Genomic DNA, 20360 nt, shown 5'->3' with positions numbered 1-20360 from the left:
CTTACTTTTTCAGCAGCACCTCTTCGCTGTCCACCCAGCAGGCAAGGTAGGGCCATTCGGCGTCGTTCATCCACAAGGCTGCAAGGAACGGGCCGTCGAACGAAAAGATCCTGGGCAGGAAGGGCAGGGTCTCAATCTTTGGCGTGCCTGGGGCGGTTGTCGGCTCGCCGCTGGAAGAAAGAAAATCTGGAGAAATTTTAAAAACGGCCTGGGTCATCGAGCCCTCTTCATCCAGCCGGAAATTCAACAGCTGCTGGGCCTCACGGATCATCCAGTACCTGTCAGTAGTTCCGACTTTCTCGTGCAAGTATGTTTTGCCAATCAGTTCGCCATAATCACACGAGATGGTGGTTTTGAGTTTGGGCATCCAAAACTTATCCACAGCACTGAGCTGGTTGGAGTATCGCCACCACTTGTCATTTTGCTTGATGGCCTGATCAGGGGGGAGTGGCGATTTGAGGGCCTGACGCACGCGTTGAATGCCATTTTCAATGCGGAGCAGCCCAGGTATTTTGGCCAGCGTAAGAAAGCTGGGCCTGGCTTTTCCTTCCGTGAAAAAGGGAAGCTTGAGAATGAAGGTTCCTTTGAGATCATCCGCGAGGATCTGGAGCGCATCGCTTAGATTGGCGGCATGGGGGCCTTCGCTGCCAAATCCTTCCACCGTGGTTTTCTGGCCATTTGAAAAAGCAAAGATGTTTCTTTTCACCACAAAGCCGACGGGGAAACGCGGGGAATGAGACAAGCAGCTGACAAACAGCGCTGAACCCAGGCGCTCCGTTGCTTGATCGAGTCTTCCAGGCGGCCGGAACGGACCGATCATCGCCGCCGCCTGGGGGCCGACACGCTTTCTGAGCGTCTCCCGAATTTCCGCGCGCAGGGCTTCGGAGTCTTCACCGCCGTAGACGACGGTGCCGTCCGGCAGCGTCTTGGCAGGGTCCCACTGGAATTGATTGAGCACATCGGCAATGGGAGTTGGCGGGACGAGATCGATGGTTTTTACCTTGTGGAACTCTCTCATTTTGTCCCAGGCGGCCTGTCCGGAAGGACTCCATAGCAGGCTTACTCCGCTCTGAAATCTCTCGCCTGGATCCAAGGTCGCCGTCACTTTGCCCTGAAGAGGAGGCTCAGGCGACTGTGCGGAGATAAAAGTCCGGGTGCAGGCGATGGAGAACACAGCGAGCAAGAATGCCTTGGTTCTGAAAGCTCCTGTTCGTGTCTTCATCTTTCGAGCATGGCTTGAAAGAAGGCTTTTTTTCAAGCTTGAATATCGTGACTGTTGTTCACGATGTCTATATTCGCCCGTTCCCGCCGTATTTACCTAGCCATGCGCCCCCTTCTCTTTTTTGCATTAGCCTCCACCGCCGTCTTTGCCCAGACCGAGGCGGATTTCATCACCGGCACCCGCCAGCTTACGTTTGAGGGCAAACGTTCGGGGGAGGGGTATTTTTCCGCCGATGGTAGGAAGATGATCTTCCAGTCCGAGCGGGAGGAGGGGAATCCTTTTTATCAAATCTATCTGATGGACCTCGAAACGGGGGATCAAGAGCGCATTTCACCCGGCATGGGCAAGACGACCTGCGCGTGGATTCACCCCGATGGCAAGCGGGTGATGTTTGCCTCCACGCATACCGATCCTGAATCGAAGAAGCTGCAGGCGGCTGAATATGAGGAGCGCAAGAACGCCAAGGTGCGCCGCTATTCCTGGGACTACGACGAGCACTACGACATCTGGGAATACTCGCTGGTGGACAAATCGCTCAAAAACCTGACTCACACGCGTGGCTACGATGCGGAAGGAGACTACTCGCCCGATGGCAGGAAGATCGTCTTCGCCAGCAACCGCCAGGCTTATGAAGGCAAGCTGAGCAAGGAAGACGAGGAACGCCTGAAGATCGACAAACAGTACTTCATGGAGATCTACACCGCCGATGCCGATGGCTCGAACGTGAAGCGCCTCACTGAGGTGCCTGGCTACGATGGTGGCCCGTTTTTCAGCGCGGATGGCAAACGCATCTGCTGGCGCCGCTTCACCCCGAAGGGGGATGTGGCCGAGGTCTGGACCATGAACGCGGATGGCAGCGAGCAGCGCGCCATCACCAAGCTCGGTGCCATGAGCTGGGCGCCGTATTTCCATCCGAGTGGTGAGTATCTGATTTTCACCACGAACCTCAACGGCTTCGCCAACTTTGAGCTCTACATCGTGGATGCCGCTGGCAGGCACGACCCGGTGCGTGTGACCACCACGGACGGCTTTGATGGTCTTCCGGTTTTTTCCCCCGATGGCAAAAAGCTCTCCTGGACGAGTGGCCGCGGGGCAGGTGGAGCCTCGCAGATTTACATCGCGGACTGGGACCATGATCACGCCCTCGCGGCGCTCGGCCTCAAAACTGATCCGCGAGCAGTTGTCGCTAAAGCTCCTGAGCCTGATTTCTCCGCCACCGCTGGTGAAATTCGCCCCGAGGACATGAGGCAGCAGGTGACTTACCTAGCCAGCGATGCACTCGGCGGCCGCCTTACCGGCACCGAAGGCGAAAAGCTCGCGACCCAGTATGTGGCGGACTTTTTCCAAAAACTCGGCCTCGCTCCCATGGGCGATGACGACACCTACTTCGACAACTTCGACTTCACCGCCGGCGTCGCTCTGGGACAGGGAAACACGCTCGCCTTAGGCGACAAGGCTCTGGTGGTTGACCAGGACTGGAAGCCGCTCTCGTTTTCGCAAAATGGCGAGGTCAAAGCTGCAGGCATCGTCTTCGCCGGTTACGGCATCGAAACGCCGGATGAGGCGACCGGGAATGACGGCAAGAAGATCGAGACTTACAGCAGCTACGCGCATCTGGATGTGAAGGACAAATGGGTGCTCGTCTTCCGCTATCTGCCCGAAGGCATCTCCCAGGAACGTCGCAACGAACTCAGCCGCTACGCCAGCCTGCGCTACAAGGCGCTGACCGCGCGCCAGAAAGGGGCGCGCGGATTGATTGTGGTCAGTGGCCCGAACTCGAAGGTGGTGCAGCAGCTCTCGCCGCTGACCTTTGACGCCTCGCTCGCCACCAGCGGCATCGCCGCCATCAGCATCACGGACGCGGTGGGCGAGACATTGCTCGCCAGCGCGGGCAAGAAACTCAAGGAGCTGCAGGACAAGCTCGACAACGGTGACCTCATGGGAGGCATCGACTGCAAGGGGCTCACTCTCAGTGCAAACATTGTCATCCAGCAGGAAAAGAAAAAGGGCCGCAATGTCCTCGGTGTGCTGCCCTACGGCGAGAAGCCTGATCCACACGTCGCGCCGCTCATCGTTTGCGCCCATGTGGACCATCTCGGCAGCAGCGGTGGGTCCAATTCCCGTGCGAAGGGCGATGAAGTGAACAAAATCCACCACGGTGCTGACGACAATGCATCCGGCACCTCGGGCGTGATGGAAATCGCCCAGTGGCTGGCCGATTTGAAGAAGCAGGGCAAGCTCGCGCTGAAACGCGACATCATTTTCGCGGCATGGAGCGGCGAGGAACTCGGCCTGCTGGGCAGCAATCATTTCGTGGAAGTGTATGCGAAGATGATCAAAGGCGACCCCAACGCCAAGCTTACAGGCATGTTTGCCGCATGTCTGAACATGGACATGATCGGCCGCTTTCAAAAGTCACTGGTGCTGCAGGGCCTCGGCAGCAGTTCGCTGTGGGCGAAGGAGATCGAAAAGCGCAATGCACCCATCGGCCTGCCGATCACCACGCAGAATGATGCGCACCTGCCCACGGACAGCACGGCGTTTTATTTGAAGGGCATTCCCACGCTGAATGCCTTCACCGGCTCTCATGCCGACTACCACATGCCCAGCGACACAGCGGACAAGATTGATTACGAGAACGCTGCGAAGATCGCGAAGCTCATGGGCCTCATCGCACGCGGCATCGCCACCACCGATCCGGCGCCGGACTACATAGCCATGGAGGCTCCAAAGAACCAGGGGGTGCGCACCGGGCTGCGCGCCTATCTCGGCACCATTCCCGACTACTCCCAAGGCGATACCAAAGGCGTGAAGCTCAGCGGCGTCTCCCCCGTGGGGCCTGCTGCCAAGGCAGGTGTCAAAGCCGGAGACATCATCGTCAAACTCGGCGGCAAGGAGATCACCAACATCTACGATTACACCTACGTCATGGGAGACCTGAAGATCGGCAAGGAGACGACCATCAGTGTCCAGCGCGAAGGCAAGGAAGTGGAGATGAAGATTACACCCGGATCGCGAGACTGAGCCGGGTTTGCCGGCTCACAGGTACAAGGACTCCTGCACCAGTTTGCCTTTGCGGCGGATGGCCTGGTGCCAGCCGCTGGCATCGTTCAGCACGATCCAGCGGCGCTCCTCGGTGCGGTAAAACCAGTCTTTGTCCTGCTGGAAGTAGATCTGGCAGCCCTCGCGTTCGAGGATGTTGATGATCTCGTTGCTGTGGGATTCGGTGTCGCTGATGTCGGTGGTCGCCTTCTGGCCCATCTCGCTGTAGATGTGGTTCAGGTCCAGCAGCATGGAGGCCACGTCGGGATCCATTGGCAGGGCGTTGAGGCCGATCTTCCGCGCTTCATCGATGAGGATCGGGTAGGCGTGGGAGGGATACTTGGAGTTCAGTGTGACGGCGATCTCGTTGCGCCTGGTCTGGTCCTTGATGTGATGGGAGAGAATCTCCTCGCAAAGCATCAGGGAAAGCGAATCGGCCCGGTCCACCGCGCCGATGACCAGAGGATGAATGTATTGAAACAGAGCATGGTAGGGGTTCATGTCGCGTGTGGCGCTTTCATTTTTCCTCCACAGGTTGATGATGCGCTTCACTTCATCCAGACTCACGCTCACGCGGTCATTGTCGCGGTCGATCGGGGAAAGATCGTGAGTGAGGGAGGTGTCCACTGCGGTGAGATAGGCGATGGAACCCATCTGAATGTCCTCGGCGCCCAGAGCGATCATCGTCGCGGCAGAAGCGCACTCCAGCGGCACCAGCGCGACGAGGTTTTTGCAGTAGCGGCGGATGAGGTTCACCATGCGCAGGGCGGCGCGCCCGTTGCCACCGTCCGACTTGATGAAAATGTAGAGCTTCTCCTGCGTGCCGATGTGTTCGAGGAGCTTGAACAGCGCGGTGACGTCACTGTGGCACACCGAACCGCGCGGGTTGTTCCAGTAGGTCAGCAGCTTGCCACCCAGTCGTTCCTGGATCTTCCCGATCATCGTCTGCGTTTTGTCGAACAGCACCGGCGGCTGTTTGAACTGGGAGGCTGCAGCGCTTTTCTTGCTTCGGGAATCTTTGGCCTTGGTGGACGGCATGACTGCGGGGGTTGGATTTGCTTCCAGCCTAAACAGCCTTTGAAAGCAAACTGCAAATGCTACATCGCCGAACTCACGGCCTGAACATGAACTCACGCGTGTTCAGCAGCGCCCAGGCCACATCTTGATTGGAAGAGGCGCTGCGTTGAATGGCCGCTTTTTCTTCGTCCGTGGGTTCACGCCCCAGCAGCCCGAGAAACATCTCCTCCGCGCTGCCTGCGTTTGCCGTCGCTTGTGCCACTGGCTGGCTGTTCATCATGAAGCGTGCGAGCTCATGGGAGAGAGGTGTGACGCTTTCATCCGTCCATTCGCGCGTGCCGCGGCCCAGCATGCGCAGCGGGTGCCCGGGCTGCGGAATCTGTGGCAGCTGGAGGTCGCCTTGACCTGTGAGCGTTTTCCAGATGACCTCGGATGGCAGGCGGCGGATCTGCGGTGCAGGAGCAAGGAGGCAGCCGCTCCATGCAAATTCATGACCGATGCCCGCGCGGCTGTACGCCTCCGTTCGCGCCAGCATGCGTTGGAATTCACCCATCCGTCCGCTACAGCGTAAGAACTCCTCCATCATCAGCTTTGTCGCCTGAGTAAAATCCCCGGGTTCATTGACGTCCATGTCGATCCACGTCGCGCTTCCACGGCGCGAAGAGAAGAAGCAGTTCCCACGCGTCTCCTGCCAGCTTGGTTCATCGTCCGCACCGCCTACGGCGGGGTCGATGATCCTTCCGGGCATGCCAAACAGTTCGTTCCATGTGCGCATCACCGCCACCAGTGCAAACCGTCTGCTGGCCTCATTCTCCGTCATCCATTTCACGACTTGGGCCAGTTTGGTTTCGTCCTCATAGATGCCGGGTCTCCAGCTTTTGGTCAGATCAGGCAGTGCGGGCAGCACCACATCGCCCGGTTTTGCCCGGGGATATTTGTAGTCGTGCGGCAGCCGTACTTCTCCTTTGCCTGCAAAGCACGCGGCAAACTCATAGGTCTCCATTTCCGTGCGGTCACTGAAGGGATGGTCGTGGCACATCGCGCAGCGGGTGTTCACTCCCAGCACACTGTAGGAGGTCTCCACGCTGGTGCGCATCGCGTCGCCTTCATCGCGCCGGCTCATGTGGCCGCCGCTGATCATGACGGCGATGATTTCAGCATACGGATAATCCTTCGTGGCCGCCTCCCGCAGCCAGGCGATCGTCTCCGCATCCTCATCCCTGACCCGGAAGGCTTCTGCCAGCATGCGGAAACGCACTTCCGCGCCACCGGGTTCCCGCGTGAGGTCATCGGTGAGCTTTGCGCGTTTTTCGGCCGACCGGTCTGCCACAAAGGCGCGTACTTCATCCGGGCGCGGCAGCCTGCCAGCGAGGTCGATGCAGGCGCGCCTCAGAAAGGTGGTGTCGTCTGCCGTCGCCGGCAGCGCGGGCAGGGGCGGCATGTTCGGCTGCGTCTGCCGCTGCTCCGCCATGAACCGATAGTCATGCATCAGCGCCGCATCCATACGTGCCGCGGCTTCACGGGCGGTCTGGGAAACCGTCTGCGCCGCTCCCTTTCCGGGAACGCAGGCCAGCAGGAGCATGCAGGGCAGGAGACAGCATTTCATGCACGCTGTAACGGCCCAGGGCACCGCAGCCTTAGGTGGAGCAGAAACATGGATCTCAAGGCCTGAACATGAACTCCGCCGTGTTTAGCAGCGCCCAGGTGATGTCCTGTACCGCGGTCTGCGGCGACTCATTTTGCTGCTGTTTTGCCAGCGCCTTTTCGAGACCGTTGGGGTAGCGGCCGAGGATGGCAAGAAACAGATCTTCCGCGGAGCTGTCCGCAGGCCGTGAGGCGGCGGCGTTTTCCATGAAGGCACTGTTCATCATGAAGCGGACCAGCTCATGCGAGACAGGTGTGGTGCTCTCATCTGACCACTCACGTGTGCCGCGTCCCAGCATGCGCAGGGGATGCTCAGGCGGAGGCACCGGCGGCAGTTGTGAGCTCTTTTCGGCGGAGAGCGCGTCCCAGATGACTTCGGCTGGGAGCCGTCGCACCACAGGGGCCGGCACCAGATTGCCTACGATCCATCGCCTGTCGGGCGCTATGGCGGCACGGTTGTAGGCCGTTGTGCGGGCGAGGACTCGCTGAAACTCGCCAATGCGGCATCCGCAGCGGCGGAATTCTTCGCCCAGTGCCGTGTAGATGCTTGGCGCGGGTGCCGGGGAGGAGAACAGGCCGACCCAGAAAACAGGGTTGGCATGCGGGGCTCCACCACATGCCCGGTAGGTATAGCTCATGCTCCCGTTCACCTCGTTCCAAGACGGGGCGGGATCAACACCTCCGAGCGTTTTATCTTTTTCAATTCCAGGCATCCCAAAAAGCCCGCTCCACACACGCAAAGCCGCCACGCTGGCAAAGCGATGGGTGCTTTCAGTGACGATCCATCGGGCTGTCTGGACGCGTGCGTCTGCGTTGTGTTTGATTTCCGGAGGATTCTCGCGCGAGTTCAGGCGCAGCAGCCTGGGTTTCACCAAATCACGGGGCTTGCCGCTTCTTTGATGGTAGTAGCCGGGCAGCTGCAGGGAGGGGCTTCCCGGGGCTAGAAAACAGGCGGCAAACTCATAGCACTGCTTCTGCTGGTGGTCGTTGTACGGATGGTCATGGCAGACTGCGCATTGCAGATCTTCGCCCAGCACTGCGGCAGCCACTTCATTGGCGGTATGGATCGCATTTTCTCCATCACGCTGACCGAGGCGGCCTTCGCCGATCAGGCTGGCGATGATTTGATCAAACGGGCGGTCGTCTTTGGCGGCCTGCAGCAGCCATGCGGCAAAGGCGTCGTCCTCCTTCACGCGGAAGGCTTCGGAGAGAATGCGGAAACGCAACTGCTCTGCACCGGGTTCCCGCACCAGGGCGTCAGTCAGCCGGGCGCGTTTGTCCGGCGCGGGATCTGCCAGAAACTGGCGCACTTCGTCCGCAGCGGGCAGCCTTCCGGCGATGTCGATACAAGCCCGGCGGAGAAAGACGGCATCATCCGCCACAGGAAGAGCAGGCGCGGGCGGCGGCGCGATGCTGTGCTTGCGCAGCTCCTGCAGGGCCTCGTAATGATCGCGGATCAGCGCTGCGTCGATTCGTGCAGCGGCCATCTGCGGAGCGTCTGCAAAGACTGACGCGGCGGCGGCAAGGCAGCAGAGCAGGTGTTTCATGCAGCTTGGAACGTTCGGGCCTGCCCGTTCTTAGAGCCCGACAGGCTGCTTGCGCAGCGGCACCGACTCGCTAAGCATCCCGGCCCATGAAAATCCTCGTTACTGGCAAAGGTGGCCGTGAACACGCGCTCATCACCGCACTCAGCGAATCTCCGCAGAAGCATGAACTTTTTGCGTACCCGGGCAGCGATGCCATCGCCACGCTGGCGACGCGGGTGGATGTGGCCGGATTGCCCGAGCTGATCACCTGGATGAAGCAGAACGGCATCGACCTCTGCATGGCTGGGGAAGAGGCGCTGCTGGTGAAAGACAGCGGCCTTTCCAATCTCTGCGCCGAGGCGGGCATCCCATGCTGGGGGCCGCGCAAGGAGATCGCGCAGCTTGAGGCATCGAAGACCTTCGCGAAGAAATTTTTGAAACGCCACGGCATTCCCACCGCCGATTTCACCATCTGCACGAATGCCGCGGAAGCCAAGGCCGCACTGACAGAGATGCCCATCGTGCTGAAGTTCGACGGACTCGCCGCCGGCAAAGGCGTGGCCGTTTGCACTGCCAAAGACGAGGCCGAGGCCTTCGTCGATGACGTGATGGAAAAGCGCTGCTTTGGCGCGGGCGATCTGCTGGTGGAGAAGTGCCTCACCGGCCCTGAGATCTCTGTCTTCGCCTCCGTGTGCGATGACAAGTATCAAATCCTTATGCCAGCGCGCGATTACAAGCGCATTCGCGACAACGACCAGGGACCGAATACCGGCGGCATGGGTGCTGTGGCCTCGCTGGAGCTCGCAGAACCGGCGCTGATGCAGCGCATTGAGCGCGAGATCGTGCAGCCCACGGTGCGGGGCATTTTGAAGGACGGCCTGAAGTATCGCGGCTTCCTCTACTTTGGCCTCATGCTCACTCCCACCGGTCCGCAGGTCATCGAGTACAACTGCCGTTTTGGTGATCCAGAAGCCGAAGCCGTTCTGCCAATGCTGCGGGGAGATTTTGCGAACTATGCGTTTGAAGCGGCTAAAGGAAATCTGCAGCCGGATCTCATTCAATTCGCGCCCGGCTGGAGCATCTGCCTCATCAGCGCCAGCGCCGGGTATCCTGCGTCATCTCGCAATGGAGATGTCATTGCCGGTTTGGAAAACGTGAGCGGCGCGCGCGTGTATCACTGCGGCACGAAGCGGAATGCAGCGGGCCAGTTTGAAACCAATGGCGGGCGGGTGCTCGCCGTGGTGGCCCAGGGTACGACCCGAGTCGAGGCGCGGGAGAAGGCATATGCAGAGAGTGAGAAGATCACCTTTGATGGGCTGCAGCGGCGGTCGGACATCGGGAAGATGCACTTTGAATGAGAGTGGCATGAACCCATTGCAGGTTGTTCAGCGCTACGCTGCTGTATTTTGGCGTGCTCCCGCGGTGGTTCGTGAATCGGACAGTGGCCTTCCGGTCTTGGCATGTTGGTTCCCGGCTCTGAAGAAGAGTTTTTGGAAAGGCCTCTTTGCCGAGGCTCACGACATGCATGTATGGATCACAGCAGGCCTTTCATCATATCAAATGGCAGTCCCACCTGACCTGCAATCGGGGTGCCAAAGACGTATCGAACTAATGGCACTTGCAGAAAATGCCATCGCAGGCGGCGAATCAGGCGACTTGGATATTTGCACTTTTATTCTTCAGTTGATTGCCTGCCATGTCATCGAGCAGAAGATTTTTGTCGATGTTGGACACACTCTGAATTTTGGCGAACCCATGTCCAGCAATTCGGAGATGACGGGTGTTCTTTTTGCACTTCCATTCGACATTGATCTGAAGCGGGTGTCCAGGTGCTCCCAGGCAAAGGTAATTTTGAGTGTCATGCCACTCACTGCTGCCGAGCTGGCTTATGCCAGGAAGGAAGGGACCGAGGCATTGATTGATCGGTTCGAAGATGCCGGGGTGGCGGCTATGTTTGATGTGTTTCGTCCCAGCGTTGTCTGAAATGTTCGGGGAACGCACTGCCGGCATAAACACACGTCTCTTCGCACGCCATTAGATTGACGATTTGGCTTTCGCCAGCCTCTCATCGCTTTCAAGATGTCCCGCCCACCCGAAGTGGCACTGAAACTCGAAGCAGTTTTTCATCTGCTCAAACGGGCCGGTCCACTCGGGTTTGTTCGAGGCGACGGTGATGTCTGACGGTGCAAAACCCACGATGGGCAGGCGCTTTAGCTCAAAGGAATCTTTGAGCAGGCGCGTCTTCTTCCAGTTGAAGCCCATGAGCTGGGCGCTCACGCAATCGACCGCCACCGGATGCGTGCCGGCCATGATGACGCCGCTCGCCACGGGATCGCAGGACATGGGGCCGTCGCCATCGCCGCCGATGATGCCATCGACGATGGTGAGGTAGCGCAGCGGCTTCTCGCGCCGAACGCCGCGTCCGTCGAAGTAGAAGAAGCATTTGTGCAGGTCCAGGATCATGCGCCAGGCGGTGTTGTTGCCGTGCCAGTTGCCGGAGCGCACCACTTCCTTGGTATCTCCGAAGACCATCCGGCCGAGTTTTTTCAGCGGCACAAAGAGCTTGGAAAGGAAGAAGCGGCCAAACAGGATCTTCTTTGCATTGCGCATCAGCGTGCCTTCGAGTGCGCGCTTGGCGGAGGACTCCGCGAACTGATCCCCGCCTTCAGCGGGCGTGCCTTCGGTGTGGCGTGGCAGCCAGTTGGTACGCGGCGTGGTGCCCACGAGGTTCTTCAGCGCCACGGTGAGACCGACCTTTTTGTGGGTTTTGAGCTTCGGCACATTGATCAGCACATCCGCATTCATCGGTGTGCGGCAGATGCGGTATTCGTGATGCGGATCCGTGTGCTGGCGGTTGGTGGTGGCAAAATCAAACGATGCCCCATACAGCTTGCCGAGGCCGGGATGTCCTAGAAACTCGCTGTCTGCATCCAGATGGATGTCCACGGCGCCGGAGGGATCGCTGGGCAGTTCGCGTTTGGCGATGGTGACGCCGTCGTCAATGGTCCATTCCTCACAGCGCATGTCGAAGAGCAGGAATGCGACGCCAGAAAACTCCCGCGTTAGGTCCGTGACGAGATCGTCCAGCCGGTGGAGACGGCGGATGGTGGCAAAGGAGGAATCACTCTGTGGCGCGTCACACAGCGTGACGGAGCCGCGCCCCTGAAGCTTCTTCGCGGCCCAGCGCGCCACTTCACGCACGACGGTGGGATGCGTGATGATGGTGAGCCATCCGCCTTCGTCCTCCGGCTTGCTGGCGTTGTGCTCTTTGACCCAGTTGGGTTTGATGACCACGCGGTCTCCGGGAGTGATGAAATCTGCGGAGAGTTCGAGCACGTTGATCGCGGCTTCGATCTGCTGGCGCAGGGCGTCGGTGTCATCGTAGCTGGCTTTGCCGCTGAAGACGGAGACTTTGGGAGATCCAAAAGTGGTAGGAGAGAGCGTGTTCACAGGAATGCACTTATTTAGCGGCGGCACCTTCTCTTTGCAACGCTGCGGCAGCGGCCCAAGCTTCGGCATGCGGAAAACCCTGCGGATCATTCTTGTGCTTTTGACCCTCGTCCTCCTGGGGTTGGTGGGCGGGTTGGTATGGCGCCGGTTCTGCATGCCCGACTTGCCAGCACGACTGCTGGACCCAGCTTTCATTCGGCTTACGCCGCTTGAAGTGGCCGCACTGCCCCTGGCCACCCGGTTTGACATGCCGATGGGGTCTGAGCACGGAGCGCTGACTTACAATGCGCGGGCATTCCGCATCTCACGCCATCTCGGCGACGACTTTAATGGCATCGGGGGTGGAAACTCTGATCTGGGAGATCCTGTTTATGCCGCGGGAGCCGGTCGGGTGGTCTACGCTGGAAATCCTGGGCCGGGATGGGGAAAGATGATCCTCATCGCGCATCGCCTGCCGGAAGGGGACGAACTTGGTCCGGTGGTGCAGACGATGTATGCTCATCTGGCGACCATTCGTGTGCAGACAGGTCAAATAATTCAGAGAGGTGAAACAATTGGCGCGGTGGGAACCGCAGAGGGTGCCTATTTGGCACATCTTCACTTTGAAGTGCGGGTGGGGCCTTATGTGAATCCCGGCCAGGGATACGCAGATACTCCCCTGAATCGCGTGGCACCCGAGCAGTTCATTCGAGCACACCGGGGTGCGGCGGGGGACGTCTTAAACCCCGCCCCAGAAAAAGAATAAATACCCCAAAAGATGATTTGAAGGAAACCACTTTAAACCCGTCATTCCTCACAGCTCCTCTTCTCATGCGTACGACTCTTGCATTTTGCTGTCTGCTGCTCCTGGCGTCTTCGCCCGGAAAGGCGCAGCCGGTGAAAGCGCAGCCATCATCGATCAACTGCGAAACGCTTTGCGGGGAATTGTTTGCCTCCATCCGTGCGGATCCAGATAAAATGGTGATGCGGCTGGAAGAGGCGCTCGTCATTCATGAAGCCTGCGCGGGAGACATTGTGACTGCGGCGATCGACGCGGTGAATGCCGAGCCAAACCGGGTGCGCAAGATCGTGGAAACAGCCATGGAACTTGCACCCGCGCGCGCTGCGATGATCACGGCTGCGGTGAAAAACTACACGGCGCCGGTGGTGGTGGCCGCTGCGGAGGAGCAGATGGAGGTGCGCCGTGCCGTGATACCCGATGCACAGCCGCCCATGCCACTGGCTGGGGAGGTGGTGCGGCGTGCGGAACTGCCGCTGCAAACCCGCAGCATTCCGATTGTGGAAGTACGGCGTGCCGAACCTGTGGCAAATGCAGAGATCATCGTCCAGGAGCCTGTGCTGCCGAAGAAGCTGTCGAATGTGCCGAGAGCAAGACGGTCGAAGTAGCCGCCGCTTTCTTCAGGGCTCGATGATCCAGTCAATCCTGCGGCTGCGAGCGCGCCAGTGAAACACGGCATACATGCCACGTGCACAGCAGGCGGTAAGAGGCAGAAAAACGAACAGCCATTTCGGATGCTCCAGAAAAAGCCCCACGCTGGAGATCACAGAACCGCACACGCCTAGAAAGAGCGGCACATAAAGCAGGTGGCTGCAAAAATGCCCGAGGAGGTGCCGGCGCACGGGGCGGCACATTTGCTGCAGGCGGTAGTAGATGAACACGGGGCGCATGCCCACCCATGAAATGCCGAGGATCACCGCACCTCCGAGAGCCGATGGAATGAATTTAGCATGGCCCAGGATGAGGCACTGCACCGCGATGACCGGCAGCACCAGGGCGAGAAAGCCGGCCATGCGTGCCGCCGTGATGCGCAGGGAGATGCGCAGAAGCTCGTGCACCGTGACAGGCAGCCCGGCGAAGAAAGGCATGCCGTGCTGAGCGAGCGGCCATGCAGAAGTCGCCAGCGGGATGGAATTTGAAGCAGGGAAGGTGTACCCCAGGGCGGCAATGAGCGGCACCAGCACGATCCAGAACACCTGCGTGTCTGCGCTGACCAGACGGGTGCCGAAGTTCAGCATGCCATAGGCGGCCAGAAGCAGCAGAGTGCACATGCGCATGCCGCTCCGCCACCTGCGCGTCCAGTTCGGATGTAATCCTGTCAGGATGGGCGCGAGCACGCGGTCTCGCCCACGCATCAGCGCGAATGTGAGCCATTCGATCCATCCGTGGGAGGCGTGCGAAACCTCCCTGGCGCAGGCGTTCTGAATGGACTCCAGAACATGCACAGGCGCGGGCTCTCCGACCTCTGGCCCGGCAGGCAGTGCTGCTCCCTCGTCGTCTGTTTCTTCTGGCAGAGCTTCTGCATCCATGCCAGGAGCCAGACGATCATAAGCAAACGCGGTGAAGTCAGGGAAGCGCCACCAGAGCAGACCACCTGCGGCGAGGCATGCCAGTGTGAGCGCGAATGCAATGCGCAAGTCCGTGGCATGCATGGCCCATTGAGCCGGCAGAACCCATGAGACAGGCTTGCAGAGGGAAATGACCCATGTGGGGAACACCTGCCCATGGGAGAGGTTTTTTTCCCACCACCACGTATACAGCATCATGCAGCCCCAGATCATCAGCGCCACATTCCAGATCTTTCCCAGCAGCCGGCCCAGCCCCTCCTTATAGCCGTAGAGCTGCACGCAGGCCAGCATCACCAGCCAGAGGCACAAGCCACTGCAAAGGACCGGTGCCCACGCGGCGGCGAGGGCAGGGAAACCCAGCCAGGCCCACGCGGCAGCGACCATGCGTGGCAGCAGTGCCAGAGAAGCGAGCAGATGTTTGCGGCGCGCCCAGCGGCAGATGTCATGCCCTGCGACGGGCAGGTGCCACAGCACAGCCATGGTTGGGTGGGACTGCAGCAGCCAGTAGAACTGCTGGCTTGAGAGCCTGCAGGTCAGCATCACCGCGCCTGCCAGCATGAAGTCACGCCATGCTGGCGCGCGCAGTTGCTGGACTTCGAGCCCCCCGAGCAGACACATGACGTAGATGATCAGGGCCTCCCACCCGATGGATTTCAAAGTCGCCTTGATGCGTGGCCACAAGCGGAGGTCGGATGGCTCCATGGCGGTGCCGCGCAGGGCATTCGCGGCCATTTGCCTGAGGCTGGCTTCGGAGTCTGGATGGTGGAAAAACATGGCGGATGATCAGCGCAGGCCTCGCAGCACATTTTCCTGTCCTTCGGGCGTGGCGTGGATCATTTCCAGCACCCGCGCGCTGGTCTCCCACAGCACGATCTTCCCTTGGCGCAGCACGCACACGTGGTCGGAAAAGCCCGCGGCCAGGTCCACCATCTGCGTCGTGTAAAAAAGGGTGCTGCCCGCGTCCGCCAGCTTGCGCGCCAGCCGGCGGAACACACCCATCCCGATCACATCCATGCCGGAGGCGAAAGGTTCGTCCACCAGCCAGAGCTCTGGCTCGACCGTGGCCGCGCATGCCATAAAAGCTTTCCAAAGCTGGCCGCGTGAGAGCGAACCCGCGCTGCGGTTCAGCAGTGCGGCGATGCCCGTCTCCTCCAGCTGCTGCGTGAGGTCTGCTTCGTGGTCTTCGACCCTTTTGCCGTAAAGGGAGGCGAAGGTGGCGATGTTCGCAGCGATGCTGCGGTCCGTGAACATCAGCGGGACATCTGGCGTGTAGAGCAGGCGCTTGCGCAGGTCCAGCCTCTCGCGGCTGTAGGGCTGTCCGTCAAAGCGTATCAGACCGGCGTCCGGAGCCAGCACACCGGCGAGCAGCGAGAGCAGCGTGGACTTGCCGGCGCCATTTTCCCCTAGCACCGCGATGATCGAACTCGGCGGCACATTGAGATTTACATGATCAAGTGCGGTCGTGCTGCCGAAGCGCTTCGACAAATCGTTCAATTCAATGTGCATGCGCCCGTACTAGACCGGGGCTGTGCAGCATGGTCAAGCGCTCACGCGGTCAGCTGTTACTTCGCCGGGATCTCATTCAGCGTGTAATAGCCCACCTTGTGCAGCAGCGGAGTTTTTTCACTGTTGAGCACTCCGTCCAGATGCAGCTCATGGATGTGGCCCTTGGTGAGCGGCGAGATCGTCAGGCGCACGGATTTGCCATCTGCGGCCACGGTGGCGGCAGTAATCTTCGGCAGGATCTCGGAGACTTCATCGCCACCGTATTGTTCGCGATAGGCGTAGGTGAACTCGCGCATGCTGTAGCTTTTCACATCGCCGGCAGTGGCGGCATCAACAGGCTGCGTGAAGTTGACCTCAAAACCGTCTGGCTTCGCGTGCATCTCATGTACTTCGAAGGGCGTCCTGCCGGTCCATTCGCATTTCTCAAAGCAGAACGGCTTGCCGCCGCGTGCGCCCCAGCCTCGGTCGCTGCCGCCCACAAAGACACGGCCTTCTTCATCCATGCGCCCGCCAATGATGCCGCTGGCAAAGCCGCTGCGGAAGGGGATGACCACCCCTTGCTTGATACCGTTGACGGTTTCCAGATAGACGCGGCTGAGATTGCTGTGGCTTTGATCGGCCACAAAGAGCTGCTTGCTGAAAGGGCCAAATTTGCCAGCGCTGAGATCGCAGATGATGGCGCTGGCGGAGTTGCCGATTTTGCCGTGCACGAGGTAAACCGCGGGAGGCAGCAGCTGCTTGATGCGTTCACGCTCCGTGACCATGCGGTCAGGGTCTCCACCCTCGCGTTTTTCTTTGCGGCCTCGGTCGCCTTGAAAGGCCTCTGGCAGCGGATCGATCGGGCGTGGTCCCATGTTGGGGGCTTGGTCGTACCAGATGTTGCCACCGGGATGTCCCTGAAACGTGCCAGGAACCAGATGCTGCAGCGTGCAGGAGCCATGCCATGGACCCTGATTGTCGCAGTAGTAGGCTTCTCCATCCGCGTCAAAGCCGATGCCGCCTGGGCTGCGGATGCCGGAGCAGGTGGGCACCATGGTGCCGTCAGGCTTGATGCGCAGCGCCCAGCCGCGAAATGGCACCGCGCTGCTGAAGGAGCCCGTCAGGCACAGCGTCACCCACAGATCTCCTGCTTTGTCAAAGCGGCTGCCAATGGCGTATTCGTGGTAATCACCGGAGACGCCCCAGCTGTCGTTCACGTTTTCAAACACATCGGCGCGGCCGTCGTTGTCAGTATCCTTGAGCCGGGTGATCTCATAGCGCGTGGTGGCGTAGAGATTCTTGTCCTTCGGATTGTAGGCGATGCCCAGCACCTCATGCAGGCCGGAGGCAAAGAGCTTGTAGCTCACGTTGGAAGAGTCGCTGCTGCCCGCTCCGCTGACGATCCAGATTTCTCCACGGCGTGTACCCAGGGCGAGCTTGCCATCTGGCATGAGGTCGATCGAGCCCACTTCCATGGCGGTTTCCTTCGGCGTGGCAAAGGTGGTGATCTTGTAGAAATCAGCCTCGACCGGATCAGCGGCGAACAGCGGTGAGCAGAGAAGAGAGAGAATGAAAAAGCGTTTCATGGCTGTGCGTGGCGGAACTGTTACTTGGCCCACTGGTAGGTGATGGTCATCGTGCCTTCTTTGGCTGGGATCACGAGATTCTGGCCGGCGAGCTGGGCGCCCGCGGCGGCGATGCTGTAGGGGATGGCGCCTTTGCTGAGAAAGATGCCGTCCTTGTTTTCAAACGCACCGCTGCCGATGCGGTACCACGCCTTGGCGGGCAGCTTGCCTGAGACTTTCACGCTGCGGATGAGCCTGGCTTTGCCATCCGGCTGATTGCCGTTTCCTTCCACGCTGAAGGACTCCTCGATCTCCGCCCCCTGCCAGGTGTAGCGGAAGGTCGGGCTGCGTTTGCCATCCAGTGAATAGCCCTGCCAGTGAAAGCCTTCGTAGCGCTTGGTCTTGTCCCACTTGGGCCATTCGGCATCCGGCTTCTCGGCGATGAAGAAGGCGGGCGTCGCTTCGCCCGTGGGCATCAGCACATCGTAGCCCAGCGGTTTTTCATGGCCGCCGCCGCGTGAGTTCCAGTGCCTGGAGGCATCCATGAACGCCCCCCGCCAGATCAGCGCCAGGTTCATGCTCTCCGCGCTCCAGGCGATGTTGACTCCGCCGGGATAACCCACGCCGATGCCACGGTTGCCAGCTCCCTGGATGAAGTTGCGGTAGATCACGGCTTCGTCCTTCACCACGAGCGGGATGGGGTCGAACTCCTTCTGCTTTTTCGTGCCGCCCTGCCAGCGCGGATGCAGCCAGGTGGACAGGGGTGTGATCTGCGTGTCCGCCCCTTTCCAGGCCGCATAGATCTCGATCTGCCCGCCGCCTTGGAAGTACTCCAGCCGAAACTCATGCTCACCTTTTTCAAGGGTGGTGCCCTGCTCCTTGATGTCTCCCGCAGGATGAATCCCGTCGTAGGTGACGATCTCCTTGCCGTCGATCAGGATGCGCGCGCCGTCATCGCTGGAGAGGTAAAACCGATAAGACCCCTTCTTCGGCGCGACCAGCTTGCCGGTGAAGACCACGCCAAACTCGTTCTTGTAGTCGTCCAGCTTCACCTGGATGAGGTTGTCCTCGATCTTGCCCTCACGGTGCGGTGTCAGCTTGGAAAAATCGGGAAGCTGCTTCCAGTTGCCGAGATAAAGGGCGAATTTGAGATCATGAAGGATGTCTCCCAACGGGGCGACTTTCAGCACGCCGCGCATGGTGAGAGCGTGGCCCGGGAAGGTGCAGACGTAGGGATAGCTGCCAGGCTTTTCAGGCGCGGAAAAACTGAGCGTCTCCTTCTCGTGCGGGTTGAGCATTTTCGAATGCGCCCAGATGCGCGAGTCCTCGGGCAGCCAGTTGCGCTTGAGGGCCTCCTCGGGCTTCTCCATCTGCTTCAGCGCCATGGCGGCGGTGTCTGTGCCCGGCTGGCAGAAGACGAGGTTGTGGGGCAGGTCATCCCCGTTTTCGAAGGAGATCTTCACCGGCTGCCCTGGCTTCACCACCAGTTCAGCGGTGTCGTATTTCATCTGCGCCGTCATCGTTTTGATGGAAAAGACGGCGGGCTCGGCGGCCCCGGCGGATGCCGCGGCGAGGAAAAGTGCGTAAAGCAGTCGGGTCATAGGAGGCACGTTGAAACGAAAGTGGCGGAGGTTGCCTTGCGAAACGCCAGCGTCAATTCACCCCTGAGTTTATTTCATTCGAACTTTCGGCTTGGCGCAGGGCATGGAATTTGTTTATCTCTCCCCCATGCACACCTGGTATCTGCTCAAAGCCTCGGACAAGGAAATCTATGAGGCCAAAGATCTTGAAACCCTTCGGGGCTGGGCGGCCGACGCCAAGATTTCGCCGCTCGACAAGATCTCCAGCGACAACCGCATGAGCTGGCAGCGCGCGCCGATGATCGCAGAACTGCAGATGGACTTCCTGGTGCAGATGCCGGACAACTACCTCTACGGTCCGACGAATGTGGCGACCATCCAGGAATTCCTGGCCACAGGTGAAATCGACGAGACCGTGACGATCATCAACTGCCTCGATAACAGCGAAGCGCGGCTCGTGGATCTGTCCTGGTTCCAGGCCAGCCCGCATCACGTGCGCAGCGCAGCCACCACATTCATCGGCACGGGGCGTCCGGACGACAAGGCAGTCGTGGGAGATGTGATGCAGCAGTCGCGCATCGCCATGCTGGAAAAGCAGGTGATGGAGCTGCAGCGCGTCGTGGACGAGTGGCAGCAGGCCTACAACGGCCTGCGCCAGCAGTTCGTCGAATCCACCGGTCGTGAGCCGATGTGATTCACTTCAGGATCCTTCGCCCTCTTCGTCGCCTTTCAGTCCGGGCAGCTCTTTCGCTTTGTCTGCATAGCGGTCAAAACGGTTGGAGAGAATGAGAAGCGTGGGAGCCCACAGGCCAATGAAAATGCCCAGGCGCTCGGCGTGAGCAGCCTGCTCTGGCGTCTCACCGTTGAAAAACCACCAGCTCCAGATGGAAAGTACGACGGAGAGTATTCCGGCCTGGAAACAGATCGTGCTCAAGGTGCGGCAGATGGATGGGTTCATAATTAAAGTCTGCCATGCATCCAAGCGCTGCGGCAAGCTTCTTCCCGGAGAGCGCAAGTTTTGCATAATAAATCGCATTGGTGGGCGTGCGCAGCATGCAGGAGCTTGAGAAACCCGGCTTCTGAGGCATGGTGTTGGAAATGATCCCCCCTGCTGATATTCGCTGCGCCACCTCGCCCGTGGCACCGCGGCAGCCGCGCGTGGTCCCGCAGAGGCCGCGTGAGCAGCCGTATACCTCTCCTCCTGCTTTGGAGCCTCCCTGGCACGTCATCCTGCTGGATGATGAACTGCACTCGTTTCAATATGTGATCGAGATGCTCAACACGATATTTGGCTACTCGCAGGAGATCGGCAAACGCATGGCCAATGAGGTGAACGACTGCGGACGTGTGATCGTGGCGACGGTTCACAAGGAGCTGGCCGAACTGCGCCAGCAGCAGATTGAGGAGTTTGGTCCGGACCCTCTGGAAACCAGCCCGCAGGGGCAGGTTTCCATGCGCGCTGTGATCGAGTGCTCCGAGTAGG

Annotated in this window: 17 protein-coding genes; 7 read left to right on the top strand and 10 right to left on the bottom strand. The window is 59.8% G+C overall.

Features of this window, described 5'->3' with window-relative positions; genetic code table 11:
- Nucleotide 1: 1 nt before the first annotated feature.
- Nucleotides 2–1222: a hypothetical protein gene (locus ACILSO_RS00225; RefSeq protein WP_395735346.1), complete on the bottom strand. Its 1221-nt coding sequence runs from the start codon at nucleotides 1220–1222 to the stop codon at nucleotides 2–4.
- A 102-nt stretch (nucleotides 1223–1324) separates the two neighbouring features.
- Between ACILSO_RS00225 and ACILSO_RS00220 the strand changes: the two genes are divergently transcribed.
- Nucleotides 1325–4246 (top strand): M28 family peptidase, encoded by a 2922-nt coding sequence (locus tag ACILSO_RS00220; protein WP_395735345.1) that lies wholly within the window; start codon nucleotides 1325–1327, stop codon nucleotides 4244–4246.
- Nucleotides 4247–4261: 15 nt separating this feature from the next.
- Here ACILSO_RS00220 and ACILSO_RS00215 read toward each other — a convergent pair whose 3' ends face one another.
- The 3 genes from ACILSO_RS00215 to ACILSO_RS00205 form a co-directional block, all read right to left on the bottom strand.
- Complete coding sequence (locus ACILSO_RS00215) at nucleotides 4262–5302, bottom strand: hypothetical protein (protein WP_395735344.1); 1041 nt, start codon at nucleotides 5300–5302, stop codon at nucleotides 4262–4264.
- Nucleotides 5303–5375: 73 nt separating this feature from the next.
- Nucleotides 5376–6887 (bottom strand): DUF1549 domain-containing protein, encoded by a 1512-nt coding sequence (locus ACILSO_RS00210; RefSeq protein WP_395735343.1) that lies wholly within the window; start codon nucleotides 6885–6887, stop codon nucleotides 5376–5378.
- A 55-nt stretch (nucleotides 6888–6942) separates the two neighbouring features.
- Nucleotides 6943–8472 carry a DUF1549 domain-containing protein gene (locus ACILSO_RS00205; RefSeq protein ID WP_395735342.1) on the bottom strand — a complete coding sequence of 510 codons (1530 nt, stop codon included), beginning with the start codon at nucleotides 8470–8472 and terminating at the stop codon, nucleotides 6943–6945.
- 86 nt (nucleotides 8473–8558) lie between these two features.
- Here ACILSO_RS00205 and purD point away from each other — a divergent pair, with 86 nt between their 5' ends.
- Together purD and ACILSO_RS00195 are read left to right on the top strand one after the other, a co-directional pair.
- Nucleotides 8559–9809 (top strand): phosphoribosylamine--glycine ligase, encoded by a 1251-nt coding sequence (purD, locus tag ACILSO_RS00200; RefSeq protein WP_395735341.1) that lies wholly within the window; start codon nucleotides 8559–8561, stop codon nucleotides 9807–9809.
- 7 nt (nucleotides 9810–9816) lie between these two features.
- Nucleotides 9817–10434 (top strand): suppressor of fused domain protein, encoded by a 618-nt coding sequence (locus ACILSO_RS00195; RefSeq protein WP_395735340.1) that lies wholly within the window; start codon nucleotides 9817–9819, stop codon nucleotides 10432–10434.
- Between the two features lie 51 nt (nucleotides 10435–10485).
- On the opposite strand, the gene ACILSO_RS00190 is transcribed toward ACILSO_RS00195, so the two are convergent.
- The gene (locus ACILSO_RS00190) at nucleotides 10486–11901 is read right to left on the bottom strand and encodes a DUF362 domain-containing protein (RefSeq protein ID WP_395735339.1); all 1416 of its coding nucleotides are present in this window, start codon (nucleotides 11899–11901) and stop codon (nucleotides 10486–10488) included.
- 67 nt (nucleotides 11902–11968) lie between these two features.
- On the opposite strand from ACILSO_RS00190, the gene ACILSO_RS00185 reads away from it, so the two are divergent.
- Nucleotides 11969–12646: a M23 family metallopeptidase gene (locus ACILSO_RS00185; RefSeq protein WP_395735338.1), complete on the top strand. Its 678-nt coding sequence runs from the start codon at nucleotides 11969–11971 to the stop codon at nucleotides 12644–12646.
- Nucleotides 12647–12711: 65 nt separating this feature from the next.
- Nucleotides 12712–13287 (top strand): hypothetical protein, encoded by a 576-nt coding sequence (locus tag ACILSO_RS00180; RefSeq protein ID WP_395735337.1) that lies wholly within the window; start codon nucleotides 12712–12714, stop codon nucleotides 13285–13287.
- A gap of 12 nt (nucleotides 13288–13299) precedes the next feature.
- On the opposite strand, the gene ACILSO_RS00175 is transcribed toward ACILSO_RS00180, so the two are convergent.
- Genes ACILSO_RS00175 through ACILSO_RS00160 form a run of 4 tightly spaced genes read right to left on the bottom strand, consistent with a single transcriptional unit; the run spans nucleotide 13300 to nucleotide 18898 of the window.
- On the bottom strand, nucleotides 13300–15021 hold the full coding sequence (locus ACILSO_RS00175) for a hypothetical protein (RefSeq protein WP_395735336.1): 1722 nt from the start codon (nucleotides 15019–15021) through the stop codon (nucleotides 13300–13302).
- Nucleotides 15022–15030: 9 nt separating this feature from the next.
- Nucleotides 15031–15753, bottom strand: a complete 723-nt coding sequence (locus ACILSO_RS00170) for an ABC transporter ATP-binding protein (protein WP_395735335.1) — start codon at nucleotides 15751–15753, stop codon at nucleotides 15031–15033.
- Nucleotides 15754–15809: 56 nt separating this feature from the next.
- Nucleotides 15810–17318, bottom strand: coding sequence for a hypothetical protein (locus ACILSO_RS00165; protein WP_395735334.1), 1509 nt, complete (start codon nucleotides 17316–17318; stop codon nucleotides 15810–15812).
- A gap of 20 nt (nucleotides 17319–17338) precedes the next feature.
- On the bottom strand, nucleotides 17339–18898 hold the full coding sequence (locus ACILSO_RS00160; protein WP_395735333.1) for a PA14 domain-containing protein: 1560 nt from the start codon (nucleotides 18896–18898) through the stop codon (nucleotides 17339–17341).
- A gap of 127 nt (nucleotides 18899–19025) precedes the next feature.
- Between ACILSO_RS00160 and ACILSO_RS00155 the strand changes: the two genes are divergently transcribed.
- Complete coding sequence (locus ACILSO_RS00155) at nucleotides 19026–19571, top strand: hypothetical protein (protein WP_395735332.1); 546 nt, start codon at nucleotides 19026–19028, stop codon at nucleotides 19569–19571.
- 6 nt (nucleotides 19572–19577) lie between these two features.
- Here the strand turns inward: ACILSO_RS00155 and ACILSO_RS00150 are convergent, their stop codons facing one another.
- A complete protein-coding gene (locus tag ACILSO_RS00150; protein WP_395735331.1) occupies nucleotides 19578–19835 on the bottom strand; it encodes a hypothetical protein in 258 nt (85 codons plus the stop codon).
- 140 nt (nucleotides 19836–19975) lie between these two features.
- On the opposite strand from ACILSO_RS00150, the gene ACILSO_RS00145 reads away from it, so the two are divergent.
- On the top strand, nucleotides 19976–20359 hold the full coding sequence (locus tag ACILSO_RS00145) for an ATP-dependent Clp protease adaptor ClpS (RefSeq protein ID WP_395735330.1): 384 nt from the start codon (nucleotides 19976–19978) through the stop codon (nucleotides 20357–20359).
- The last annotated feature ends 1 nt before the right edge of the window (nucleotide 20360 follow it).

This window comes from Prosthecobacter sp., assembly GCF_044226605.1.
GTDB lineage: Bacteria > Verrucomicrobiota > Verrucomicrobiia > Verrucomicrobiales > Verrucomicrobiaceae > Prosthecobacter.
Note: the sequence above shows the minus strand (reverse complement) of the source record. Positions and strands in the feature narration are given on the sequence as shown.